The sequence below is a fragment of the Alloacidobacterium sp. genome, assembly GCF_035631355.1.
Classification (GTDB): domain Bacteria; phylum Acidobacteriota; class Terriglobia; order Terriglobales; family Acidobacteriaceae; genus Alloacidobacterium.
Genome location: NZ_DASQIX010000016.1, coordinates 42,779 through 68,334 on the forward strand (window position 1 = coordinate 42,779; position 25,556 = coordinate 68,334).

Annotated in this window: 22 protein-coding genes; 15 read left to right on the top strand and 7 right to left on the bottom strand. The window is 55.6% G+C overall.

The features are described from left to right. Positions 1-2 precede the first annotated feature (2 nt). Positions 3-1,607 carry a HEAT repeat domain-containing protein gene (locus VEV40_RS04140; RefSeq protein WP_324830379.1) on the bottom strand — a complete coding sequence of 535 codons (1,605 nt, stop codon included), beginning with the start codon at positions 1,605-1,607 and terminating at the stop codon, positions 3-5. A 281-nt stretch (positions 1,608-1,888) separates the two neighbouring features. Between VEV40_RS04140 and gnd the strand changes: the two genes are divergently transcribed. Together gnd and tadA are read left to right on the top strand one after the other, a co-directional pair. Then, positions 1,889-2,911: a phosphogluconate dehydrogenase (NAD(+)-dependent, decarboxylating) gene (gene gnd, locus VEV40_RS04145; RefSeq protein WP_324830381.1), complete on the top strand. Its 1,023-nt coding sequence runs from the start codon at positions 1,889-1,891 to the stop codon at positions 2,909-2,911. Between the two features lie 4 nt (positions 2,912-2,915). Continuing rightward, positions 2,916-3,368 (top strand): tRNA adenosine(34) deaminase TadA, encoded by a 453-nt coding sequence (tadA, locus tag VEV40_RS04150; protein WP_324830382.1) that lies wholly within the window; start codon positions 2,916-2,918, stop codon positions 3,366-3,368. Positions 3,369-3,514: 146 nt separating this feature from the next. On the opposite strand, the gene VEV40_RS04155 is transcribed toward tadA, so the two are convergent. Then, on the bottom strand, positions 3,515-4,030 hold the full coding sequence (locus VEV40_RS04155; protein WP_324830383.1) for a cupin domain-containing protein: 516 nt from the start codon (positions 4,028-4,030) through the stop codon (positions 3,515-3,517). 185 nt (positions 4,031-4,215) lie between these two features. Here VEV40_RS04155 and VEV40_RS04160 point away from each other — a divergent pair, with 185 nt between their 5' ends. Genes VEV40_RS04160 through VEV40_RS04170 form a run of 3 tightly spaced genes read left to right on the top strand, consistent with a single transcriptional unit; the run spans position 4,216 to position 8,186 of the window. Then, on the top strand, positions 4,216-5,616 hold the full coding sequence (locus VEV40_RS04160) for a sigma-54 dependent transcriptional regulator (protein ID WP_324830385.1): 1,401 nt from the start codon (positions 4,216-4,218) through the stop codon (positions 5,614-5,616). 24 nt (positions 5,617-5,640) lie between these two features. Further along, positions 5,641-7,596: a sensor histidine kinase gene (locus VEV40_RS04165; RefSeq protein ID WP_324830386.1), complete on the top strand. Its 1,956-nt coding sequence runs from the start codon at positions 5,641-5,643 to the stop codon at positions 7,594-7,596. Next, entirely contained in the window at positions 7,593-8,186 is a 594-nt protein-coding gene (locus VEV40_RS04170) for a hypothetical protein (protein WP_324830387.1), read from the top strand. The genes VEV40_RS04165 and VEV40_RS04170 overlap by 4 nt, the downstream gene beginning before the upstream one ends. On the opposite strand, the gene VEV40_RS04175 is transcribed toward VEV40_RS04170, so the two are convergent. From VEV40_RS04175 to VEV40_RS04185, 3 genes are all read right to left on the bottom strand, one after another. Further along, entirely contained in the window at positions 8,187-8,864 is a 678-nt protein-coding gene (locus VEV40_RS04175; protein WP_324830389.1) for a TonB family protein, read from the bottom strand. A gap of 176 nt (positions 8,865-9,040) precedes the next feature. After that, positions 9,041-9,904: an NAD(+)/NADH kinase gene (locus VEV40_RS04180; RefSeq protein ID WP_324830390.1), complete on the bottom strand. Its 864-nt coding sequence runs from the start codon at positions 9,902-9,904 to the stop codon at positions 9,041-9,043. A gap of 103 nt (positions 9,905-10,007) precedes the next feature. Next, positions 10,008-10,775: a TlyA family RNA methyltransferase gene (locus VEV40_RS04185; RefSeq protein WP_324830391.1), complete on the bottom strand. Its 768-nt coding sequence runs from the start codon at positions 10,773-10,775 to the stop codon at positions 10,008-10,010. A gap of 44 nt (positions 10,776-10,819) precedes the next feature. Between VEV40_RS04185 and VEV40_RS04190 the strand changes: the two genes are divergently transcribed. From VEV40_RS04190 to VEV40_RS04220, 7 genes are all read left to right on the top strand, one after another. Further along, positions 10,820-11,407 (top strand): RNA polymerase sigma factor, encoded by a 588-nt coding sequence (locus VEV40_RS04190; RefSeq protein ID WP_324830392.1) that lies wholly within the window; start codon positions 10,820-10,822, stop codon positions 11,405-11,407. Then, positions 11,404-12,198 (top strand): anti-sigma factor, encoded by a 795-nt coding sequence (locus tag VEV40_RS04195; protein ID WP_324830393.1) that lies wholly within the window; start codon positions 11,404-11,406, stop codon positions 12,196-12,198. The genes VEV40_RS04190 and VEV40_RS04195 overlap by 4 nt, the downstream gene beginning before the upstream one ends. Before the next feature lie 52 nt (positions 12,199-12,250). Then, positions 12,251-12,481: a CDGSH iron-sulfur domain-containing protein gene (locus tag VEV40_RS04200; protein ID WP_324830394.1), complete on the top strand. Its 231-nt coding sequence runs from the start codon at positions 12,251-12,253 to the stop codon at positions 12,479-12,481. A 54-nt stretch (positions 12,482-12,535) separates the two neighbouring features. After that, positions 12,536-13,462: an MBL fold metallo-hydrolase gene (locus tag VEV40_RS04205; RefSeq protein WP_324830396.1), complete on the top strand. Its 927-nt coding sequence runs from the start codon at positions 12,536-12,538 to the stop codon at positions 13,460-13,462. Between the two features lie 46 nt (positions 13,463-13,508). Beyond that, the gene (locus VEV40_RS04210; RefSeq protein WP_324830397.1) at positions 13,509-14,570 is read left to right on the top strand and encodes a LacI family DNA-binding transcriptional regulator; all 1,062 of its coding nucleotides are present in this window, start codon (positions 13,509-13,511) and stop codon (positions 14,568-14,570) included. Between the two features lie 224 nt (positions 14,571-14,794). Continuing rightward, positions 14,795-15,835, top strand: a complete 1,041-nt coding sequence (locus VEV40_RS04215; protein ID WP_324830399.1) for an ROK family protein — start codon at positions 14,795-14,797, stop codon at positions 15,833-15,835. Positions 15,836-15,866: 31 nt separating this feature from the next. Then, a complete protein-coding gene (locus VEV40_RS04220) occupies positions 15,867-17,195 on the top strand; it encodes a sugar porter family MFS transporter (protein ID WP_324830400.1) in 1,329 nt (442 codons plus the stop codon). Between the two features lie 10 nt (positions 17,196-17,205). Here the strand turns inward: VEV40_RS04220 and VEV40_RS04225 are convergent, their stop codons facing one another. Further along, positions 17,206-18,582, bottom strand: coding sequence for a serine hydrolase domain-containing protein (locus tag VEV40_RS04225; RefSeq protein WP_324830401.1), 1,377 nt, complete (start codon positions 18,580-18,582; stop codon positions 17,206-17,208). A 212-nt stretch (positions 18,583-18,794) separates the two neighbouring features. Between VEV40_RS04225 and VEV40_RS04230 the strand changes: the two genes are divergently transcribed. Further along, positions 18,795-21,011 carry a PAS domain S-box protein gene (locus VEV40_RS04230; protein WP_324830402.1) on the top strand — a complete coding sequence of 739 codons (2,217 nt, stop codon included), beginning with the start codon at positions 18,795-18,797 and terminating at the stop codon, positions 21,009-21,011. Here VEV40_RS04230 and VEV40_RS04235 read toward each other — a convergent pair. Continuing rightward, a complete protein-coding gene (locus tag VEV40_RS04235; RefSeq protein ID WP_324830404.1) occupies positions 21,008-22,243 on the bottom strand; it encodes a M48 family metallopeptidase in 1,236 nt (411 codons plus the stop codon). The genes VEV40_RS04230 and VEV40_RS04235 overlap by 4 nt on opposite strands. Before the next feature lie 176 nt (positions 22,244-22,419). Here VEV40_RS04235 and VEV40_RS04240 point away from each other — a divergent pair, with 176 nt between their 5' ends. Beyond that, positions 22,420-23,187 (top strand): DUF3142 domain-containing protein, encoded by a 768-nt coding sequence (locus tag VEV40_RS04240; RefSeq protein ID WP_324830405.1) that lies wholly within the window; start codon positions 22,420-22,422, stop codon positions 23,185-23,187. Beyond that, positions 23,184-25,451: a hypothetical protein gene (locus tag VEV40_RS04245; protein WP_324830406.1), complete on the top strand. Its 2,268-nt coding sequence runs from the start codon at positions 23,184-23,186 to the stop codon at positions 25,449-25,451. Before VEV40_RS04240 ends, VEV40_RS04245 begins: the two co-directional genes overlap by 4 nt. The last annotated feature ends 105 nt before the right edge of the window (positions 25,452-25,556 follow it).

A 25,556-nucleotide genomic window follows, 5' to 3' on the forward strand; every position in this document is an offset into this window, starting at 1 on the left:
TGTTATCTTTCTTTATCGTAACGCTGCCAGTCTTTGTGGGCTATGCGGGCTTCTCGAGTACCTATACTTGCGAGTGCATTCGCAGCAGCTTCACGTACTCCATGAAACTCGCCCTCATTTTGCGAAATGGCGATTAAGTCGGGTACAGCGCTTGCGTCCTTGAGCATTCCGATTGCACGCGCGACCCGACTTCGAACTCTTTCGTCTGGATCTTTCAACGCAAGATGCAAGGCAAGGAGGGCGGCTTGATCGCCGAGTTCTCCAAGCGCGTATGCGGCACGGCCACGAAAACTAACATCCGGATGTTTTAGCAAAGCAAGTAAGCCATTCAATACAATTTCACCTTTAAACCCAACCAGAAGATCGATGATCTTGTCCCGGGTATTGATATTGCCCCCGGTATAAGTATTGGGAATTTGCTCCAGTACTTGGAAGAGGGCTGGAATTGTAGAAGAATCAATTACCTTTTCTATTGCTGCACAAGCATCCCAGCTTACGACATTATCTTCATCCCGAAGTGCCTCCATCAGCGCAGGAATAGCATTCGCATCCGGCACCTCTTTCAGTACTCCGACTGCCGCCTGACGTATGCTGAGCTCCGGATTTTTCAAGCCTTCCACTAGTGCAGCCACAACTTCGGGCCCGCGATACTTCTGTAGTGCCTTTATCGCCGCCCAGTCAGTGTCTTTGTCTTGAAGCGCTTCGAGAATCCAGGGCAGAGCCCGCGGTTCGCCGGCCAGTGATTTCACAGCTTGTATGCGCAACTCTCCTTCCGGACTTTTCAGCAGTTCATGCAATGCGTTTACCGCCTCGTTATTTCGCAGATCTTCCAGCGCCATGGCAATGCACCTGCGTACATGGACACCTTGGGCGGGATCACGCAACATGGTTACCAGATTCGGTACAGCGGCATCGCCCAGTTTCGCCAGCGTGGACACATTCAGCCGATCCCACCGCTTATATCGAATCGCATCCATGATTGCGGGCAACGCGCGCAGATCCTGTACCTCCGCCAGCGCCTCAGCCGCTCGATCCCTCACGTCCGGCGCAGGATGCTTCGAAGCCTCCGCCAGGATCTCCAACACCGATGGATCGTGATTCTCAGCAAGCATCTCAATCGCAGCTATACGCTCGTCAGCATTCGGGCTATCCAACTCTTGTGCAGCCTTCTGAATAAACCGTGGAGCATCCCTTGGAACTGCCATCGTGAGTTGCCGCTCTACATTCGCCAGGACCTTCAGAGACCGTGTCAGCTCGTCCCATGGACGGAGCATGTAATTCGAAAAATCGAGAAACTGCAAAGCCCTCAGCCGCGGATGCAGACGATCGGCTTTTATCTTCAGCAGCAGCGGCAGGATCGGAACTCCCGCACCGGCAGCAAAGGCCCATTCAAAATTCACGTACTCCGATGTCAGTGCCGTCTCGGAAAGGACAAGAATGACTGCCGAAGCGAGCCTGATTGCGCTCTCGATCTCTGCATGCCAGTCGTCACCAGCCCTCAGTTCCCGGTCTTTCCAGACGGCAAAGCTGGCCTGCTTGAGCTGGTCTTCCAGCACATGGACAAAATCGGCGTCCTCGTGGCAATACGAGATAAAGACGTGTCTCATCGGAATGCGAAATCAATCAAGCATTTGAGCTTGTTGCTTTTTAGGCGCTCCAGAATCCTATCAGGGCTGAACCACTAGTGTGCACAAAGCAACAGCCGCCATATCGATTTCTGCCTTCAAATCCGCGTCAGCACGCGCAAATAGGAGCGTTCCGTCCAGCCTAATCCCAATCTTTGAAACCGTCAGCCAAATTCACGTATTTACAAAATGAAATAAGCTAATCTTTAGAGCGTCGATACTTCTTCAGGAAACGCATCACGAACGAATCGAAAGGAAGCGTTATGCAACTCGGAATGGTGGGACTGGGAAGAATGGGAGCGAACATGGTTCGTCGCCTCGCGCGCAATAACCATGAGTGCGTCGTCTTCGACAGATCGGCGAAAGCCGTTCAAGATCTGGCAAAGGAAAAGGGCGTCGGTGGTTCCGCTTCAATCGCGGATTTCGTTGGCAAACTGAGTACTCCACGCGCGATCTGGCTGATGATACCTGCCGCAGTCGTCGACGACACGATTGCCGAGATCGTTCCTCATCTCCAGAAGGGCGACATCCTTATCGACGGCGGCAACTCCTATTACATCGACGATATTCGCCGCGCCAAAGAACTTGCACCCAAGGGCATCAATTACGTCGACGTGGGAACCAGCGGCGGCGTATGGGGGCTGGAGCGCGGCTACTGCATGATGATCGGCGGTCACAAGAATGTCGTCGAGCATCTCGATCCCATCTTCAATGCCATTGCCCCCGGCATTGGAGATATATCGCGCACCCCTGGCCGTGAAGGCACTCCGACGGCCGCGGAACAAGGCTACCTGTACTGCGGCGAAAGCGGTGGCGGCCACTTCGTAAAAATGGTACACAACGGCATCGAATACGGCATCATGGCCGCCTATGCTGAAGGCCTCGGCATATTAAAAGCAGCCAATGTTGGCAAAGATACACACGAGATCGACGCAGAAACCACGCCTCTTCGCGACCCCGAACACTACCAGTACGACTTCAACCTGCCGGACATCGCTGAAGTGTGGCGTCGCGGCAGCGTCATCGCATCATGGTTGCTCGATCTCACGGCTTCAGCACTTCAGGGAGACCCCGAGCTTTCTAAATTCGGCGGCCGCGTCTCCGACTCCGGTGAAGGCCGCTGGACGGTGAAGGCGGCTATCGATGAGGGCGTGCCAGCACATGTGCTCACCGCCGCGCTCTATGAAAGATTCAGCTCACGCGGACTGGCGGATTACTCTGACAAGCTTCTCTCCGCGATGCGCTTCGCCTTCGGTGGCCATCTGGAAAAGCCAGCTGCCAAATAACAAGATGCTGGATGAACCCTTCATGCAGGAGGCGCTTGAAGAGGCGCGTCTGGCAGCGGCAGCGAGAGAGGTCCCGATCGGAGCGGTCGTCGTTAAGCAGGGAAAGATCATCGCGCGAGGTCAGAACCGAGTGCTGCGTGATGTTGACCCGACTGCCCACGCCGAGATTGTAGCCATACGTGCAGCCGCGTATGCAATCGGCAACTATCGTTTACTCGACTGCGAACTATATGTAACGCTCGAACCTTGCGCCATGTGCGCCGGAGCCATGATTCATGCCCGCCTGGCGCGGATCGTCTACGGCGCAGCCGATCCGAAAGCTGGGGCGGTCGGGTCGGTGCTGGAAGTGATGAACCATCCCAAGCTGAACCACAAGATGCCGGTGACGGCCGGTATTCTTGGTGAAGAATGTGGCGCTATTCTTAAGGATTTTTTCCGCACTCGGCGTGATGCCTGAGGATCTAAGTCGTTTTACCAGGATTCGTAGTGGGCAACAAAATGCAGGTCCCTTCGGGAAGCTCAGGGCAGGCTCTTCGACTTCACTTCGTTTACGCCCCGCTCAGGATGACAAGACTTTAGTAGTCGTTGCTCTTTGCAATTCCGCTAAATGTGCGTGAGCAAATTAATCATCTCCTGCGCTTGCGGATACTGCTCAATCAGTGCTTCCCTTTTGCCTGATTCATAATCGGCATAGTCGAACCCAGGACTCACCGTACATCCAAGCAACGCAAAGCCGCCGCCGGGAAATAGCCGCGAGCCTTGCCAAATATTTTTCGGTACATGCAACTGCACATGCTGACCCGCGCCAATATCTTGGCCGAGGACGACGGTCTTAATACTGCCGTTCGGCCAGAGCTGCAGCATCTCCACCGGATCGCCGAGATAGAAATGAAATATTTCGTCAGACGCGAGGCGATGCAGTTCGGAAAACGTGTGGGATTCGAGAAGGTAGTAGATCGCGGTTCCTGCAGTGCGTTCGGCGGGATAGCGTGCTGGCAACGCGGGCTTTGGGATCATCTCTTCCGCGCGCCAAGTTTGAATAAACCATCCGCCCTCCCGCGGATGCGGTTCAAGCCTGAGCAGTTTCTTGATCTCATCGGCAGTCATCACCGTCATCATATCCGGGAACTTTGTCACTTATGTGGGGTTTATCGCTGCAGGTGTCTCGCTAATCAAACTTGCTTGGTCAGGAAATGCGGTCATGCAATGAAAGTGGCCCTTCATTTGCTTATACCCAAGTCAAACGATAGGCTGCCGTGTTACAAACGAAGAAGCCCCCAGATGAGGTCGTAACGCCCGAAAGAATGCCAGTACAAGAAAAAGTCTTGATCGTAGAAGACGAGGAAAACGCCCTGATGGGGCTAGCTGAACTCGTCTCAGGGTGGGGATACCGCACCGACACGGCTCGCGACGGGCTGGAGGGGCTGGAACGCGCGCAGGCGTGGCAGCCAGGCATTGTCCTTACGGACCTGAAGATGCCGCGCATGGACGGCCTGGAGCTGCTGGAACGTCTCAGCGAGCTGAAGCAGCAGGACCAGGCGGTAATCGTAATCAGCGCGCAGGGCAGCATTGCGGAAGCCGTAGAAGCGATGAAGATCGGCGCGTACGACTTCATCCAGAAGCCGATTGATCCAAACCGGCTGCGGTCGATCCTTGCCAACGCCACCCGCCAGCGCGAGACGCAGCAGGAGCTTGAAGTCACACGGCGCAAGCTGCGCGATACAGGCGTGCTTGGATCGCTGGTCGGGTCGTCAAGGAAGATGCAGGAGCTTTTCGCGCTTGTCGAGCGGGTGGCCACGAGCAATGTTTCTGTGCTGATTACCGGAGAGAGCGGAACAGGCAAAGAGCTGGTGGCGCGAACGCTACACGATCTGAGTCCGCGCAAGAACAAGCCGTTTGTCGCGGTGAACTGCGCGGCGATTCCCGAGACGCTGATCGAGAGTGAAATTTTTGGCCACGAGAGAGGAGCATTTACCGGGGCGCTGGAGCGCCGCGCCGGGTGCTTTGAGCTGGCCGAGGAAGGCTCGCTCTTGCTGGATGAAATTGGCGAAATGCCCATTGGGACACAGGCCAAGCTGCTGCGGGTGCTGGAAGACCGCAAGCTGCGGCGTCTAGGCAGCAAGATTGAGTCGCCAGTCGATGTCCGTGTTCTAGCAGCGACGAACAAGAATCCAGATGACGCAGTGGCCGACGGCCACTTGCGCGGCGACCTTTATTACCGGCTAAACGTCTTTAACATCCACATGCCGCCGCTGCGCGAGCACAAGGAAGACATTCCGGCGATTGTTGATTCGATGCTGCGGGACATGAACCAGAAGCATGACCGCCAGGTGGCTGGGATCAGCGAGGAAATGCTGTCGCGCCTGACGGCATACGACTGGCCGGGTAATGTGCGCGAGTTGCGCAATGCTATCGAGCGCGCCGTGATTCTTTGCGGGGAAGGTTATCTGGGCAGCCAGCACCTTCCTCCGGGATTCGGAAGCAGGCCGACGCGGCAGCCGCTCGACGACGGGAATTCGATTCAGGTGGAAGTAGGCACGACTGTAGATGAGGCCGAGCGCCGGTTGATTATCAAGACGCTCGCATCGACGAACAACAACAAGACAAAAGCTGCTGAAATTCTGGGTATCAGCCTCAAGACTCTGCACAACAAGTTGAAGGAGTACGGAAGCGCAAGCAGCAATACGGACGCTGCCGAAGAGTAGCGACGGGCGTTTTCGAAAAGGCAGATGCGACTCAAGACCAAACTCGTGGTGGCGATCACCGTGATGGTGTTCGTCGTGGTCAGCGTGCTCTCGTGGCTTTATTTCGGCGAGATGCTGCAGCAGCACATCGAGCAGTCCTACAGCGCGACTGACATCATCGCGCACCAACTTCAGTTCGCCACCCGGCAGGCCATTGAAAACGGGACACGCAATGTGATCATCAATGCGAATGACCCGGCCCAGTTGCGGGCAGCTGTGGCCACGGCGCTGCGTAATGATGCGGCGTTAAATGCGTCTCTTGGTTCTGTTATCAGCTATTCGCCTACCGTGTTTGACGTGGCCATTGCGGACGGCGAAGGTCGCGCTTATCTGAGCACCGACCCAACCCAGCAGGACCAGTTGCTGCCGCAACGTCCGGATTATGCTTCACTGCTTCACGCCTCAGTGAAGCAGATCCTTGACGTGGTCTTCGGACCGCCGCGAGTCTATAACGTCACTCTTGGGTTGGTGCGCCAGGGGCAGACGATAGCCAGCGTGCGCATCGGCGTTCGTACGACATTTTTGAGCGCGACATTCCGCCCATGGATTGAAAACGCGGCAACGCTGATTGTAGTGGCGATTATGGTCGCGCTGATTGTTTCGGTTTTTGTCGGCAATCTCGCCTTCCAGCCGATTGAACAGATCAGCCGCCGACTGGATGCGCTGTCCCAACTGCAGATGCCTGAATCCGGGCCCGCCGGCGAACTGGAGGCCGGAGATTCTAGCGATTCAGGCGACTCGGGCGACACCGTCGTGCAGGTTTCGCACAAGATCGAGCGTTTGGGCCGCCGCATGAAGAATGTGGAGGAGGTCTTCTCGGCCCTGAAAGAAAACCTCGACCAGATCCTCTCCAATCTGCAGGACGGCATGATGCTGTTTACGCAGGACGCACGCGCGGTGCTGGTGAGCAGTTCAGTTGAGCGCTTTCTTGGCGTGGACCGGGACCACATTCTGGGCGCAAAGGTGCCGGAAATTTTTGATCGCAGTACGGTTCTCGGTCGAATTGTGCGCGAGGCGTTCGATCGCGGCATTTCATTGGTGCAGGAAGAAATCACAACGGAGACGGGTCGGAAGGTCGAGGTTTCGCTCGACTTCATTTATGACGACCGGGCCCCGCAACAGCGACAGGGCCTGGGGGCGCTGCTCACGCTGCACGACAGCGAGTCGGTGCAGGAAATCGAATCTGAATTGGAGCTATCGCGCCGTTTGGCAGCTATTGGGCAGTTGACTTCGGGCGTAGGCCACGAGGTAAAGAATCCGATCAATGCCATTGTTGTGCATCTGGAGCTGCTGCGGAACAAGATGAATGCGCAGGACGCTCCCGCGTTTCGTCATCTGGATGTGATTCAGAACGAGATTCAGCGCCTCGACCGCGTAGTGCAGACGCTGGTCGATTTTTCGCGACCAGTTGAACTGAAGCTGCATGATCAGGACCTGCGACAGGTTGTGAATTCCGTGCTGATGCTGGCCTCGGCGGAACTGGAAACGCGCGACGTGCGCGTCATTAACGAAGTGCCGGGGCGCGCGGTCATCGCCAAGATTGATGCTGATCTTATGCAGCAGGCACTCCTGAATGTCGTGCTGAACGGGGCGCAGGCGATGGTCATGGGTGGTACACTGCGAGTCCGGCTTACGGAAGACTCACGCTGGGCGGCATTGAGCATTGCCGATGAGGGGGAAGGTATCCCGGATGAAGTGCGGCCCAAGATTTTCAATCTTTATTTCACGACCAAGAGAGGCGGCAGCGGTATCGGCTTGGCCATGACTTATCGAATTATTCAGCTTCATAATGGCCATGTTGACGTAGAATCACGAGTAGGCCAGGGGACGACATTTACGTTGAAAATACCAGTCGCAGCCCCTTCAGATGTGAAATTGCGCGGCCATTTGGAAGCAGACGCCGCTACGGGTACGACCCTTTCAAAGGAGCCTTGGGCATGAAAACCGCAAGTCAAGTTGCGGTGGTTGCATTGTTAGCCATGTCCCTGTCTGGCTGCCAGAAGCAGGTCAAAACACCCGCGCAGCCCCAGGTCCAGGCGCCTATTCTTCCGCCATCAAAGATGGTCTATATTCCGAATCTTCCGGCGCTGCCGCCGCCATCTCTTCCCGATGTCGCCGTTGCGACTGCGCCGCCGGAAATGCCGGAGCCTGCTCATCCGCGAAAAGTTGCACGCCATAAACCTTCAGTAGCGAAGAGTGACACGCAAGGGACGGAGAAGAACGAGCAGCAGCCAGCGCAAGCCGGGAACAACGCGGCAGTAGACACTTCGCCCATTGGTCAGCTTTCATCGACGGAAGAAGCCGTGAGCTCCCAGGGGCGGCAGAACATCGAGCGCCAGATCAACGACACAGAAAACGGACTGAACGGAATCAAACGCTCACTCAGCAGCGATGAACAGTTGACTTCTACCCAGATCAAGACATTCCTGACCAAGGCGAAACAGGCATTGGCGGAGAATGATCTCGACGGCGCTCAGACATTGGCGGACAAGGCTAAAGTGCTGCTCCAGGAACTTACTACGAAGAAGTAGCTAATCGATCTCCGGGTAGTTCCGGTCGAAGGGAAAGACTAGCTCGATTTTGGACGGAACCGGCTGGCCGTTGACCATGGCTGGGTGAAATTGCCACGCGCTCACCGTGTCCAGCACAAGCTGATCAAGGACGTTTCCCATGCCTTTTACAAGAATGGTTTGCGTGATGCGCCCGCTTGAATCGAGATCCACATCTACGATGATTCTCTGGGTTGTTTGCGGCAGCAGAGCGCGGTCGCGGACTTGCGGTGACGGCGAGAGAATGGGGTAGGCCGGGTACATGCTCTGCGCGTCACTTCCCTGCCCGGTAACGTTTGAATTGCTTACTCGAGGCGAAGACTGATTGGTTTGAGCGCGAGATGACTGTAAGGCCTGGTTTGTGGTTTTTGGTTTTGCCGGGGGCAGGTGGTGCGTTATGTTGATTTGCGCTGCTTTCGTCTGCTCAGTGAGTGCTGGATGCTCAGATGCCAATACTGCCGCTAAAGCGCCCCGGCTGACCGCGACCACGGCTATCTGCTGCGATGATCCCTGAGTCATGGGTCTGAAGATGACGATATGACGCGCATGGATCGAACCTGCGACGATAATCGCCAGCAGCAGCGCATGCAGCGCTATCGACAGAGCGGCGGTGTTGCTGATTCGTCGTTGGGATTTTTCGCTTTGGAAAAGGCTGACCATCTTTGAAACCGGAAAAAGCTCCAGGGCTAAAGCCCTTCCTTAGTCCTCATTATTCACCGGGCTAAAGCCCCGGTGCTTTTGCCTAAAACCTCTACCTACCTAAACCTCAACGAGAACGCTCAGGCCATGCTTCTTGGTTAGACGGGGAGGAGCAGAAAAAGGGACTGCGCTCTTACTCAGCGTTCTCCCCACTTCAACTTAGAACGCAGTACATCGAAGAACCCGGCCGATCCATGGCCGAGACGGACCAGACGCACGGCGTAATCGGAACGGCGGCAGCGCAGCTCGTCGTCTAGTTTCAGAGGAATTGCTTCCTGTCCATCTATCGTCAGATATGTCTGGTCAGGAATGCCTTCGACGCTCAGGTTCAGGTTGCTGTCGCCGCGCATGACGATTGGGCGCAGCGTGAGCAGGTGTGGACAGACTGGGGTGACGATAAGCGCGTCCACGTTGGGCACTACGATGGGGCCGTTGGCAGCCAGCGAGTATGCCGTGGAACCTGTTGGAGTGGAGACGATGACACCATCGGCGCGGAAAGAAGCGACCAACTGATTGTCGAGCCTGATAGTGAAGTTCACCATGCGGGCGATTGCGCCCTTCGCGACGACTACGTCATTCAGCGCTTCGTGGTCGGAGAAAAGCTTGCCGTCGCGCCACAGCTCGGTGTGAACCATGGCGCGTGATTCAATGGCGCAGCAGCTTTCACACCAGCCTTCCAGAGTGGAATAGATGTCAGCAAGGCGCACTTCCGTGAGGAATCCCAACGAGCCGAGGTTCACGCTCATGATGGGAACGCTTGTCTTGGCAAAGACGCGCGCCGCCGCCAGCAGTGTGCCGTCGCCACCTAATACAACTACCAGTTCCGGGTCGGCGGCCGGAAGCTCGTCGCGTGGGATGACGTTCTTTTCCTGCGCATAGTTTCCACTGACGGGATCAAGGATGGGCTCAAAGCCGCGAGCCCGCAGCCAGAGAATCAGCTCAGGGAGAAGCGTAGTCAGCTCTTCTTTCTGCGGCTTGGAAATAATGGCGATGCGTCGCATCAGGTTTCCAGTGTAATCGCAATACGCCCCAAGTCTCTGCGAGACCCTTCGCTTTCTCTCAGGGCAAGGCGCTGGGGACACATTTTTCAGGTGCAGGATGGATTCACGCCGCCAGTACGTTTTCCTTGTGCAGGAAGCGGGCGTGCAGCAGGAATTCCCGGTTCCCTTCCGCTCCGAGGATTGGTGAATCTATCACCTCGATGCCTTCACCACCCAGAGACTCAACACATGCGCCGACCCTGTCGATAGCCAACTGATGCGCTGCCGGATCACGCACTATGCCTCCTTTTGTGATATGTTCCCGGCCGGCTTCGAACTGTGGCTTGACCAGGACCACGATCTCAGCAGAAACGTTTGATTGTTCAAATGCGGCGTGAACGATGGCCGGCAGAACCAGTGTTGTCGAGATAAAAGAAACGTCCATGCCGAGAAATGTGATGCCCTTCGGCAGCTCGCCGGGCTTGATATGCCGGGCGTTAGTGCGCTCCATCAGCGTCACGCGCGCATCGGCGCGCAGTTTTTGTGCGATCTGGCCGTAACCCGTGTCAATGGCCAGCACTTTTGCCGCGCCGTGTTGCAACATGCAGTCAGTAAAGCCTCCGGTGGACGCTCCAACGTCCAGGGAGAAGCGCCCGGTCAAGTCGATGTTCCAGTGCCGCAGGGCCGCTTCCAGCTTGAATCCTCCTCGGCTGACATAGCGTAGATGATCGCCGAGAATGCGAATGGCGGCGTCTTCAGCGATGCTGCTGCCTGGCTTGTCAATCTTCTGTTCGTCGACCAGCACTCTGCCGGCAAGCACCAGGGCCTGCGCTTTTTCCCGCGTGGGGGCAAGCCGGCGCGCCAACAATAACTTATCCAGACGCATCTTCATAGAGAGATACTTGTCCCTTATGTAGAATACCTGCTTGCACACTAATGCCTGAGAGTTTGCAAAATCCGGAGGGCGGACTGGCGCGTATGAAAGACAGCGGCGCGCAAAGCCCGACTGACGCCGAACTGCTGCGACTCATAGCGCAGCAGGACGAGAAGGCAATGGCCTCCCTCTACGACCGCTATGCCAGGATCGTCTACTCCGTTGCCCTGCGAGTATTGCGCGATCCACATGAAGCGGAAGATGTGATGCAGGAAGTGCTCATGCAGGTGTGGCGCGGCGCCTCTTCGTTTATCGTTGGGCGCGGATCGTTTGGTGGCTGGCTGGCTGTCGTTGGCCGGAACAGGGCCATCGATGTGCTTCGCCGACGGCATCCGTCGGATCCAGTCGACGAAGTGGCGCTGCCCTCGTCATTAGATCTGGCCAATGAGGCGGAGCGGAGCGCGATGATGGAGAAGCTTCGCGCCATCATGCAAAATCTGCCGCAAGAGCAGCAGAAATCATTAGAACTGGCCTTCTTTGAGGGCATGACACACTCGGAGATTGCGGAAAAGACCGGAGACCCGCTGGGCACGGTCAAGACGCGCATTCGCCTTGCTTTAATTTCGCTACGAAAGGCCCTGCAAGCTTGATTTACAGCGACCACATTCCGGAAGAAGACCTGGCGCTTTACGCGTTGCGCTCACTCGCGCCTGCTGACGCGGCAGCACAGCAGCATTTGAACAGATGCGCGGACTGCCGCAGGAAGCTTGCCAATATTCTTGGGGACTTATCTCTGGTTAGCCTCACCGTGCCGCAGGAGCCGCTTCCGGCAGAAGCACGCGAGCGCTTTATGAGGCGCCTGCGCGCAGAATCCGGCGCAAAGAATGTAGAGACAACCAGTCCAGCAAGGACGCAGCCGCCCGCACGCTCGTGGAACCTGTTCGGCGGACTGGGTTGGATTGCGGCTGCGGCCGCTCTGCTGTTGGCCGCGTACCTGGGCAATACGGCGCACGATCTGCGAGAGCAGCTAGATGCGCAACGCTATCAGGTCACACAGCTTTCAACTCAGGTGTCTCGCGCGCAACAAATTTTCGACGTGCTCAATTCGAAAACAGCCAAGCGCGTCTCACTGACAGAAGTGAAGGCCGCGGCGCAACCCACCGCGCACGTGATTTACGAAAGTGGCAAAGGCGCGCTGATTTTTGTCGCAAGCGATTTGCGCCCGGTGAAGGCCAACAAGACGTATGAGCTGTGGCTCATTCCAGCAAACGGACAGGCGCCTATTCCCGCGGGGCTTTTCCGGCCTGACGTAAATGGAACTGCGAGCGTCGTGTTGCCGCCGCTGCCGACCGGCGTGGATGCGAAGGCTTTCGGCGTCACCATTGAAAATGCGGAAGGGGCCACGACCCCGACGCTGCCAATTGTCATGTCGGGTCAGTAGATGAATTTACACTCAAAAAGCGAGCATTATCTCTTCTCAGGAGCAAATCAAAATGTCTGAAAATGAAGTCAAGATTACGGTGCGTCCGAATGGTCCTTACCGCGTGGAAGGCCCCTGCAAACTTCTCGATGCAGACGGCAAAGAGTGGGACCTGACGGGTAAACCTGTTTTCTCACTCTGCCGCTGCGGCGGATCGACGAATAAGCCATTCTGCGACGGAACACATTCGAAGATTGGCTTCCAGGCCGCTGAAGCGGCTGTGGCTAAGGCCGACGCTCAGTAGATTTGCGGCATCAAATCGGGGGTCTCTCGCATCTGTCTAAGTGCAGGAGACACTTTGGCTAGACGTCCGAATCTCGGTTTTATTTTTCGATTAATAGGCCGCGCGGCATTCCAGCCGATGCAGGGTGAGCAGCATAAGCCAGTACTGGCGCAAGAAGGAGAATTAGGAGTGACCTTTATTGGTCACTCTTCGTTTCTGATTCAAATTGGCGGACTGAATCTGCTGGTTGATCCGGTGTTTGCCAACTGGCTTATCGTTCTGCGCCGGTTGCGGCGTCCAGGCGTGGCCATCAGGCATCTGCCGCCTATCGACGCGGTCTTGCTAACACATGCGCACATGGACCATCTGAATCTTCCGTCGCTGCGGAGGATCATCCGCCATACGCGCAAGCTCACTGGCAAAGCGCCCGCCGTGATTGTTCCGTGGAACGTGAATGACCTGGCTTCCGGGCTTGGATTTTCGAGCGTTACGTCGTTGGTGTGGTGGCAGAAGATGCGGCTCGGCGATGTCGAAATCACGCTCACTCCGGCAAAACACTGGGGGGCGCGCAAGATGACAGACAGGCACCGCGGCTATGGTGGATACGCGATTCGGAACGGTGAGCAATCGGTATATCACTCCGGTGATACTGGGTACTTTGACGGCTTCGATGAGATTCGCGAGCGTCTCGCGCCGCAGATAGCACTGTTGCCTATAGGAGCTTATTCACCGGATAGTTTCCGCTCCGTGCACGCCAGCCCGGAAGATGCACTACAGATTTTTGCCGATCTTCGCGCGGAGACTATGGTCCCCATGCACTACGCCACGTTTTGCCTTTCCGCAGAGCCAATGGATGAGCCGCTGCCGCGATTGTTAGACGCCGCCCGTAGAGCGGGCATGGCCGCACAAATGTTACCTCTGGGTGAAGGTGAGACAAAGATATTTGCCGAGGATGCCGCGCTGGAAAGTGTCGAAGCATTGACAGCATCCAAGACTGCCTGAATACTGGTGCAAGTTTGAAAGAAGCCGTAGACTGCACTCAGGTTCGATGAGCAAAACTGGTTCGCACCCCACGCTCGCAGACGTAGCACGCAAGGCCGGAGTCGGGACGACTACGGTTTCACGAGTCATTAACGGCGGCAATCGTGTCAGCCCGCGTACCCTGAATCGCGTGCACTCGGTGATCGAGCAGCTTGGGTATATGCCGAACCAGGCGGCGCGAATCCTTAAAGGCGAGCGCACCAAAACCATCGGCTTGGTCATCCCCAGCATTGCGGACTCGTTTTTTTCAAGCTGCGCCGAGGCTGCGCAGGAGATTGCGCGAGCCAACGATTCCCTGCTGATTGTCACGGTTACGAACAACGATCCGCACATCGAGATGGAAAACCTCAATGTGCTGATGCGCCACCGCACCGATGGCCTGCTGCTGGCCCCGGCGAACTATCAGAGTGAGTCGCTGGGTGAGTTTCTCGGCAGAATCTCAACTCCTGTGGTTTCTTTCGACCGCCCTGTTGCTAAAACAGACGTTCCCAGCGTGGTCGCGGATAACTACAACGGCGCTCGCATCGCCATTGAGCACCTGATCGGGCACGGTTACAAACGAATTTTGTGTCTTGGTGGCGAAACCACGCTCTACACCATACGCGAGCGTCTTCGCGGATACCGTCACGCGATTGAAGAAGCCGGTCTGCCTACAATGATCGACATGTCCGTCAAGGATTACAAGTCCGCGGAATACGCAATCGAAAGTAACCTGGCAGCCTCTCAACCTCCGGATGCCATTTTTACTGTCAAGAACAGTACGACCATCTATGCCTTCGAAGCACTACAGAAGATGAAAGTGCCCATTCCGAAGTCCGTAGCCCTGCTTGGCTTCGACGATTTTGAGTTGGCTTCCACTCTGAGACCGTCGATCAGTGTCATTCAGCAGCCAGTGGAAGATTTGGGCCGAATAGCAGCGGAAATATTGTTTGAACAGCTCTTCCCTACCAAGAAGAAAAAACATCAGCTGACCAAGAAACGGCAAGACCAGGTGAAACTTGAGACCAGGCTGGTGCTCAGAAATTCCTGTGGGTGCAATCCTGCCGCCATGCCGGAAATTATTTCATGACAACTTGCGTATAGGAAAAACAAGCGTCGGCAAAGGAAACGATACCACTCAGAATGGAATCGTTTCCACCTTCACTTTTTTCGTGTATATTGCAGAGGGTTGTGATTAGACTGCGCCTGCCGTGAGTCGAATCACAGCGAAACCTTGTCCGGGCATCATTTTGTTGCCCAGCTTGCAAACCTGGATGTGAAGTCAACCTCCAGTACTTTGAGACTTGGCTGCGTATGAGTTCTTTTTCAGTTGGGGTAGATTTAGGCGGAACGAATCTGCGCGTCGCGGCATACACGCAAGCGTCTGGGTTGATCGAGACAATTCTTCTGCCCACGCGCCTCTTCGCAGGCAGGCATGCTGTAGTTGAGGATATGTGCGGCGGCATTCGAAAGCTGCTGGCCTGCCATTCCAGACAGTATGAACTTATTGGAATCGGCGTCGGTACGCCCGGTCCGCTTGAACTGCCGGCAGGACGTCTTCACAATCCACCGAACCTTCCTGGATGGGATGGATTTGAACTTCGCAAAGAGATCGAAGCCTGCCTGGATATGCCCGTTACGGTGGAGAGTGATGCGAACGTTGCCGCTCTGGCGGAGTGCGTGCTGGGAAGCGGCCGTACACTCGGCATCGATTCGCTCTGCATGCTTACCCTGGGCACAGGTATTGGCGGCGGTGTTGTTCTGCAGGGGAAGATCTGGCACGGGGCGCATGGCATGGCGGGCGAAGCTGGCCACATCAATATATGGCCTGACGGGCCAGCTTGCGGGTGTGGCAGTAGCGGCTGCCTCGAAATGTATGCCTCAGCTACCGCTGTGCGCCGCATCGCTCTTGAATCGGCGCAAAGCGGTAGAGCACCGGCAATTGCGACATTATCGCATAAGAATCCTGAATTCACGACACGCCACCTGGCCGACCTGGCGGAAAACGGATCGGCTGACGCGCAGCGCGTCTTTGACGACGTTGGGCGCGCGCTTGGTATTGGCATCGGCGACCTTGTAAACACGCTCAACTTACCTCTCTATGTTGTTGGCGGTGGCCTGGCCAATGCCTGGAATCTGTTTTCTCCGGCATTGTTCACTGAGGCGCGCCAGCGCAGCTATGTTTACCGGCTCACCGAACCCGGCAGCGCAGTTCTAAATGGCGATGCGAATCGCGGAACGCGTATTATTGCCGCTGAACTTGGCGCGGATTCCGGCCTGCTCGGAGCCTGCATCCTTCCCTATACCATTTCAGAGCAAAGGACCATAGGCATGCCGGACACAACCCCCCGCTAAGGCCTGCCAAATTCTCTACCTGGACGCATCGATGCGATTGAACTTCTACCTTTTTAAGAGCACGATTGTAGGCGCGCTCGGCGGACTTCTCTTCGGATTCGACACCGCCGTTATTGCCGGAACGACCCACCAGCTCACTAACATCTTTCATCTCACTGCGGGAGAGCTTGGCTTCACTGTCTCCATCGCATTATGGGGAACTGTCATCGGAGCCATGTCCGCTGGAGCTATTGGACAAAAGATCGGCAGCCGCGAGACCCTGCGCATCCTGGCTCTGCTCTATGTGATTTCATCGGTAGGCTGCGCGTTTTCATGGAGCTGGACGTCGCTGCTTATCTTTCGTTTTATAGGTGGGTTGGGGATTGGTGGCTCGTCCGTGCTTGGGCCTGTATATATCGCGGAGCTGTCTCCGGCAAAATGGCGCGGGCGACTCGTCGGATTGTTTCAGATCAACATCGTGGTCGGCATCCTGCTTGCTTATGCCTCGAACTACGGTATTGAGAGCCTCAGCCTAGGCGCATTGCAATGGCGATGGCAGCTTGGCGTGGCGGCCTTTCCTGCTGCGCTCTTTCTCATTATGCTTTATGGGATACCACGCAGCTCGCGCTGGCTAGTGACGCAGAATCGCATTGATGAGGCACGGTCTGTGCTGCAACTGATGGGCTCTCCCGATTCTGAATCTGAGTTGCGAGAAATTATCGACTCCATTCACCTCGAACGCAGCTCCAAATCCGAGCCGCTCTTTCAATACAAGTATCGGCTGCCAATTTTTCTTGCCATCACAATCGGCATGTTCAACCAGCTTGCCGGTATCAATGCCATTCTTTACTACCTGAATGACATTTTCCGGGCGGGCGGCTTCAGCGCTATGTCAGGCGATTTGCAGGCGGTCCTTGTAGGAGCGATGAACCTGGTCGCGACACTGCTCGCTATGACAGTCATCGACAAACTGGGCCGCAAGACGCTGCTGCTGATTGGCTCCGTGGGCACGGCGGCCTGCCTGGTAGGCGTGGCGGCGATCTTCTTCAAACGGTCGCATCAATCGGACCTGGTCTGGCTTTTGATTGGCTATATCTTCTTTTTTGCCATCTCGCAAGGTGCGGTCATCTGGGTTTATATCAGCGAGGTCTTTCCCACGCGCGTGCGCGCCAAAGGCCAGAGTCTAGGCAGTTCTTCGCACTGGATCATGAACGCCATCATCTCCGGAACATTTCCGTTGTTGGCGAAGTATTCCGCAGGCGCGCCGTTTGTGTTCTTTGCCGCAATGATGGTTTTACAGTTCTTCGTCGTTCTCCTCATCTATCCGGAAACCAAGGGACATACTCTCGAAGAAATGCAGCACCGATTGGGGATCGAATAGATGTTCAGGTTTAGGGCACAACCTGGAAGCTATTGACCCTGCCATCGTTTGTTATGGTGATCAGAATCTGACGAACTCCGCCAGTGAAAAAGGCCAGATAAACGTAATACACACTACTTCCGTTTCCCAGTGTCGTCTTCTGCCTCAAAGTCATCTGAATCAGGCGGCCCAGTGCTGACATCTGTCTGGCAGATTGGGCCAGGCGTGCCGGCGTAAGATCAGCATCCATCTCCGGACTCAGAATGCTGCGATCTACTCTACCTGCTGAAATTTCCTCAAAGATGGTCCGCGCCAGCGTCCGCGTGCGACTATCCTCGTCAGTTCCCTCCATACTGGCGACCTGTTGCGAAGTACTTACATGCGGATCGATCATCGCGATTATTTCGTGAACCATCTGCTCCGGCATACCCTGGAAAACCGCATCGGGACTGTTTGAAAGCACCACAACTGCCAGTTGATCATCGGGGAAAATAGCATTGAGACAATAACCGCCTGCCAAGGGAGTGTAACCGTTGTGCCATAGTTCCCGATGGCCGGCAATCGATGCAGGAACAAAACCCATGGCATAATTCACAAGTTGCCCGTTCGCCAACCTTCCAGCGGTCCACAACTCACGCATTGCAGCTGGGTTCAGCAGCCTCCCCCCGATCAATGCTGCATCCCAGCGGATCAAGTCATTGGCGCTGGAGACAATATTTCCCGCTCCATAAAAAAGATCGAGGCTAAGCTGCACAGGAACTGGCGCAAAGTTCCCCGCTGTTCCTTCGTATGGAGTCGCAATCTCTTTTTGTGCCTGATAGCCGACTCCAGAAGTTGTCATCAGAAGTGGAGTAAAAATATTCTGCTGTACAAACTGATCGAAAGACAAACCGGAACTCTTCGCGACTACTTCAGCCAGCGCTGCATAATTTGTATTGCTGTACTCCCATCTTTCTCCAGGAGGAAAGTCGGGCCGGTCTGTCTTCAGAATTGCGAATATGCTTTTTGAATCAATCTGTCCTTCGAGGGGCCAGCTATGTTCGCTCGTAAGTGGATAGTTATGCAGTCCGGAAGTCTGGTTCAGTAACATCCGCAGAGTTATCTTGTCCGCATTCGGCATCTCCGGCAGGAAACGATTCAGCTTGTCATCAAGCAATATCCTGCCTCGTTCTGCCAGTAACATAATCGATACAGCAGTAAACTGCTTCGTAATCGAGCCTATGGGAAATCGCGTGTCAGCCATTACCGGCGTTTTGGCGGCCACGTCAGAATAGCCATAGCCATTGGCAAACACCACCTTGCCTTTGTACCAGACTGCCAGCGAAAAACCGGGGGCTCGGTTTTGTTCATATGCGGTTCTTCCAATGCGGGAAATAGCCGCAGCATCCAGTGTCGTCTGAGCAAGCATTGTGAAGCTTCCTGCAAAAAAGAAGAGGAACAGGCAGAACATACGCAACATGGCGGGATTGTAACGCTTCTGATCCCTGCTAAATCACAAAACGGATGATTTGTAAATCTGCAGAATTGAATAGCCCCTGTGGTACATTCAGCTTTGACCATCGCATAAGTCTCATTGATCTCACGGTAAATGGGCTTTCTTGTACTGGTCGTGCGTGAGAGGTGATCTTGGATCTTTTCGAGAGAAATCCGAACCCGATGTGGATTTACGACTCGGAAACCCTGCGTTTTCTTGAAGTCAATCGAGCGGCTATCGATCTTTATGGCTGGTCCCGTGAAGAATTTTTGAATATGACTATCCTCGACATTCGCCCGGAAGAGGATAAAGAGCGGGTGCATTTACGTGCACGACGCGGCGGCACACAACAAGCCTCAGGGCCATGGCGGCACCGGTACAAAGATGGTTCTGAACATCTGGTGCGTATCGCTTTCTATGCGACCGAGCACGCCGCGCGCCCGGCGCGCGTTGTGACTGTGAACGACGTCACCGATCTTGTCCGCACGACCGAAGCCCTGATACAGAGCGAGGAGATGTTCCGCAGTCTGTGCGCGTCAAGTCCTGGTGGGGTATATAAATCGCGCATCGATGGATATGTGCTCTATGTCAATCCTGTCCTGACGAATATCTGGCAAATGACAGAAGACGAAATGCTGGGCTATGGCTGGCAGAAGCGCCTGCATCCGGAAGATCTGGAAGACACGATTCAAGGATGGCTTAAAGCAAATAATGTGGGAAATACTTATGAACGTGTTTTTCGCATTGTGCTGCCGTCGGGTGAGATTCGCTGGATCCATGGCCGCTCGACTGTAGTGCGGGGCACTGATGGAAAACCGATTGCTTCAATCGGGACTACGGACGATATTACCGAGGAGCGGCGCGCGGAAGATGCTCTGCGCACAAGTGAAGCTGGCCTGCGCGCTTTGACAGACCAGTTGCCTGTCGCCCTGCTTTATGTGGATGCAGAAGGCAAATGCCGTCGCGCCAACCGTGCATTTGAGGAGTGGTTCGAGATCTCGCGTGAAGATCTTCTCGCGCTGGACTTCGAGTATCTGGCCGTGCGGGGGGATGGAAAACAATACGAAGCTGACGTGCGTCGCGCATGGGCGCTGGTGATGCAAGGCATTCCCGTTCAATTCGAAAAAAGCATCGTCATTCACGACAAAAAACGCACGATTGAGGCCACGTACACACCTGATACTGCCGCGGACAAGCAGGTCTTGGGGTTCATCGTTCTGCTGCACGACATTACCGAACGTCGCGCGCTGGAAGACCAGTTCCGGCATGCGCAAAAGATGGAAGCAATCGGCAGACTGGCCGGAGGAATCGCGCACGACTTCAACAACATCCTTTCCGTGATCAATGGATATGCACGGATCATTGAGCATGAATTGAACGGAGATGGCCGTCTGGGCCAGATGTCAGCCGAGATTCATCGCGCCGGTGAGCGCGCAGCGCGCCTAACCCAGCAATTGCTCGCTTTTAGCAGGAAACAGGTCAGCCAACCGCGCATTGTATGCGTCGACGACTTGGTCCGCGACGATGAAACCATGCTACGCAGGCTGGTAAGCGATTCTATCTTTCTCGAGATGATTCCGGAAGCGGGTGACACCTGCATCGAAATTGACCCGCACCGCTTCAGCCAGGTCCTGCTTAATCTTGTCGTCAATGCCAGAGATGCTATGACAGAGGGCGGCACGCTCACGATCAAAACGGCTGCAGTTTTGGGCAACGTGTCTATCAGCGTGCAGGATACAGGCTGCGGCATGCCGCCGGAAGTGAGAGAAAGGCTCTTCGAGCCATTCTTTACCACCAAAGGGGAGGGCAAAGGCACAGGGCTTGGGCTTGCGACCGTTTATGGCATCGTTCGTGAAGCGGGTGGAAGCATTTCATTTGAATCTGTTGAAGGAGTTGGGTCGACCTTCACTCTGTCCCTTCCCATCGCCAGAAAGATACAACTACAAGAACTTGCGCCTAAGAAACAGGATTGTGCTCAGGGTGGCTGCGAAACGATCCTGCTGATCGAGGACGACAGCAATATTCGTTATCTTTTGGCGCATACGCTCGAATCGTATGGGTACCGCGTGATTCAGGCAGAGAACGGCGTGGAAGGTCTAGACATTGCAAAAGGAATGCTGTTCGCAATCGACGCTGTTATCAGCGACGCCATCATGCCGAAGATGGGCGGACAGGATGTGATTGCGAGTCTGCGACGCATGCGCCCGGAATTAAAGGCGCTGCTTGTAAGCGGGCACATTGATGCTGATCCCAAAGAACTGGCCGGAGACCCGCGAACGTCGTTTTTGTATAAGCCAGTGCCACCCGAAGTCCTTACGGCAGAACTGCGTCGTTTGCTGGACGGCGCTCCCGCGCCAGTTTAGTTGTTGTCGTCGCGCCGATGCAAAGTCGGACGGTCATCGCCGTTCTGCGGGTTATTGGGATCGTTTGGATCGCCGATGCTGGCGCGCCGCAGTGTCGGTTTACCATTCTTGGGAGTGAGCATCTTGCGCTTGTTCTCAATGCGCGCGAGACGCGCCTTTACGTCGTCAAACTCCGATGTGGTGACCAGATACTCATCTCTTGCCGGGAGAATCTTCGCAATCTCTTCCTGGGTTTTCTCGATACGATCCGGCGTTTGCGGATGGTCAGAAAAAGCTTTGGCCACTGCTCCGGGCTTCTGTTTCTGCAGGTTCTGAATCTTTTCAAAGAAGGTCACGAAGGCCTGCGGATCGTATCCCGCCTTGTACATGTACTGCACGCCGAGATAGTCGGCTTGACCCTCGAACTCGCGCGAGAACATGAGGAAGGTCATCGGGATGGCGATATTCACCGCCTCATAAATGCCATAGCCTGTCCAGCTATAGCCCGTCATCATAATCAGCGGAATCGTGCCAAGCTGCGCGTAGTTCATGCGGGTCATTTCACGCGCCGCGTGGTGCGCGCAGACATGTGCGATCTCGTGTGCCATCACGCCGGCGAGTTCGGCCTCTTCATCGGCAGCGAGAATCAAACCAGAGTTGACATAGAAAAAGCCACCGGGCAGCGCCATGGCGTTAATTTCGTCGGTATCGATGACCTTGATCGTGAACGGGACTTTGCAGTCTGAATTCTTTACGATGTTCTGGCCGACGCGGTTGATGTATTCCGTCACCACCGGATCAGTGATGAGCTTAGTACTCTTTTCGATCTCATCCGCGTACTGTTTGCCCATCTTGATCTCAGATTCGGTTGAATACCAGTTACCGATTCCACGCCCGCCGATATTACGAGTGCCAACCGCATTTACATCTTCAACGCTGCCCTGCTTGACGTGAACCTCTTTCGGTTCCGTATTTACCTGCGGTTGGTTGCTGGGCGGCTGCTGATTGTCCTGCGCTGTGTTTTTCTGATCGCCCGTCGTCGATGGCGGCAGCGTGGGAGGAGTTGTAGGAGGTTCCTGGCCCGTTGTTTGCGGGGCTCCGGCAACTGGTCCCGTCTGTCCGGGAATTGGGGCCGGGCTTCCATTCGGGTTCGTCTGTGGCGCTGTCTGCGCACATACCACCGGCGCTAATACCAAACTGGCAGCCAGCAATAGTTGCGGAGAAACCTTCTTCATGGATGGAATCGTGGCCATACGGCACTCCCGAGGCAGAGGTGCTCACGGGATGCACCTCACCCCTGTATCTATAGACGTTAGTATGCTCCTTTTTGTCAGTCGTCGCCTAACGAATCGTATCGGGGTTTGGCCCCACGAAAGAAGATTCCACTTGACCCCGCCCCCGGCTTGTTGCATTGTGGGGCTGCTCGTCCATGAACCGGACCCACCACACTGTCAAAGGCCAGGCCATCGCACTGGTCCTGCTGGCTTTGTGCTGCAACATTCATTCTGATGCCGCACCGCGGCTCCCGCGAAGGATGATCTCGCTACCCCGCTTGACGCTCTGGGCCTGGGAGCGGCGGGAAGATCTCAGCAGCCTCGATACTAGCAAGTTTGCCATCGCTTATCTTGACCAGACGCTGACTTTCGGCCTGTATGTTCGCAACCAGCCACGCCGCGAGCCGATCATTTTCCCCAGAGATGCGGCGCGAATCCCGGTGGTCAGGCTGGAAACCGCGTCAGATGCTGTACTTGACGACGACGCACGCAGACAGGCGATCCATGCCATTCTTTCGAGCGCGGAGCAGCCCGGCATCGCGGCCCTCCAGATAGATTTTGATGCTATCCGGTCGCAGCGGGAGTTCTACCGTGCTCTTTTGGTCGATCTGCGGCAACATATGCCGCCAAATCTGCCTTTGTCCATTACTGCGCTGGCATCGTGGTGTTCGTATGACGACTGGCTGCCCGGCCTGCCGATTGACGAGGCGGTACCAATGTTCTTCCGCATGGAGCCTGACCGCAGGCGCGCCGCTGTCTCAGTCGCCGAGTTCCGCATTCGCGAGGCGCTATGCCAGGCTTCCGTTGGGATTTCAACCGCGGAAGCATGGCCGCCTGACATTGCCGGCAAGCGTATCTACCTGTTCCCTGATAACGGCTGGCGTGTTGACTCGCCAGCAAAATTTGAACGGAAACTCCCATGATCTCAAGACAATTTGCGCCGTTTCTTACGCTGGCTGTTTTTCTTTTGCTCCCTTTCATCACGGTTGAAGCCTGCGGGCCTGACTTCGAGCCGGATGTCTTCGTGCGCATGACGCACCCGGACGACCAGCAGAAATTTGGCCGAGGTGAGTTAGGCATTCTGCAACCGACTTTTGACTCGAACGAACTGGCTGTGGCATATCGCTATTTGAATGGGGACAAACTCTCGGATCAGGAGCAGGCCGCTTACGCGCATCGCAAAGAGCAGTCTGGGGCGGAATATGAAGCGGAAGAAGCGGCAAAACCAGTCAACCAATGGCGAGCTGTGCGCGCGAAATACGCGGCCGCTGATGGCGAGATTGTGCAGCAGCATCAAGCGCCGCAGAATCTAGGCAACAACGAGGTCTACTACTTCCCTGACTATCTCAACTGTCCGGATGCCGCTTTCAAGACTGCTGTTCTTACGGTGAACGACCGCGCCAACACATGGGGCGCGCAGAGTCCTTACCTGAAGGACTGGATCGGCGCGCAGGATGCCGTCTTCTCGAATTGCAGTGGCAAATCACCTGCCACGCCTCCCGCAGCGCCAATGGGCAGCCCGGCGTTGCTGCTTGCCGACCGCGACTATCAAATCGCCGCGGCAAATTTCTATGCGGGAAAGTACGAGAACGCGCGCCGGCAGTTCGAGATCCTTGCACAGGACAAAAGCTCACCCTGGCAGCCGTGGGGTGAATACCTCGCTGCGCGGGCGGAAGTGCGTTTGGCATTTTCGCTGGGCAAAAAGACTGACCCCTGGTCGGGCAATCTTGCCAGCTTCGATATGAAGACCATGCAGTCGGCGCAGCAGATGCTTGAGGGCCTGCTACAACACCATGATTCTGCTCTGCCGCGACAGTCCATTGTCAATGAGCTGAACTTTGTCCGCATTAGAACGGAACCCGACAAGCGGCTTGCTGAAATTTCCGCCGCGCTCGCGGGGCCGGCTCCTGATCCGAATTTCCAGCAGGATCTTGACGACCTGAATTATGTCTTTTACAAGAAGGTTCCTGTCGCCACGCCGCCGCCTCTTTACGCGTGGATTGTGGCATTTCGTAGCGCGTCCGCCGGGAACTCGGCTTTTGCTACATGGCAGCAGTCCCATGCTCTGCCGTGGCTGGTGGTGGCCATTGCGCTCGCCAATCCAAAAGATGCGGGCACGCCTGACCTATTGATTGCAGCCACACGCATCGAAGCCTCGTCTTCTGCGTTCGAAACGGTGGCCTTCCATCGCATACGCCTGCTTATCGGACTAGACCGCGCGGATGAGGCGCGTTCCCTTCTCGACGTAATCCTGCGCGGGCTGCGTAAGCAAGCGCCCGGCTCCGCTCTGAATGCCTTCTTCGGACAGCGGATGCAGGTGGCGCGCGACTTCAACGAATTCCTTACCTACGCGCCACGCAACTTGCTTGAATCAAATTCCAACGGCGCCATGGCCCGGCAGGACTCCTTTGTAACGCAGGAACGGGCAGTGTGCAAAACGTGCGAGGTAAAGCTCCCTGGGCCGCCTCCGCCGCTTCAATTCGCTGACGATTCTATTGCCATCCTGAATCGACAGGTTCCGCTTCGCCGTCTCGTCGAAGCCGCCTCTTCTCCAAGCCTTCCTCCCAATCTGCGTCAGGATGTCGCGCTCGCCGCCTGGGTTCGCAGCATCGTTCTGGAAGACAACACCAGCGCTGCCGCGCTGTCTCCTCTTCTGCCGGAATCCATTCGCGAGACTGCAGACGCAAGCACTGGCTTCCTGGCTGTGCTCGCCATCCTGCAAAATCCGGGCCTCCGTCCATTTCTCGAGCCGGGAGTGTCCCGCCTCGCCAGCTACAGCTATCTTGAAAATTTCCGCAATAACTGGTGGTGCCATGATTGGCAAACGCAGTACTACACATCCGAACAGGAAAGGCAAAGGTTGAGTGAGCCTCAGCCAGTTTCCTTTTTGAGTATTGAAGAACAGAAAACTGCGGAAGAGGAATACGAGCGACTTCAGAAGCTTCCATGTGGCCCTGTTTACCTTGGCCAGCACGCAATTGACTACGCAAAAGTCCATCCATTGGATCCAGATGTGCCTGAGGCCCTGGCCTTAACTGTACGAGCGACGCACTATGGAATAAACGCTTGGCGCGAAGAAAAGAAAAATGCCGCACAAAATTCTGTCGTCGGCAAAGCCGCTTTCCAATTGCTGCACCAGCGTTATCCAAAATCACCATGGACAGCGAAGACGCCGTATTACTACTGAGCGGCGGCAGCGCGTCCATTTCCGGTCACTGGGTTCTCGAAATCGAACGCCAAAGAGGTCAGAGGATAGCTGCTGCATACCCGTAATCTATTTTACATCAGCGAC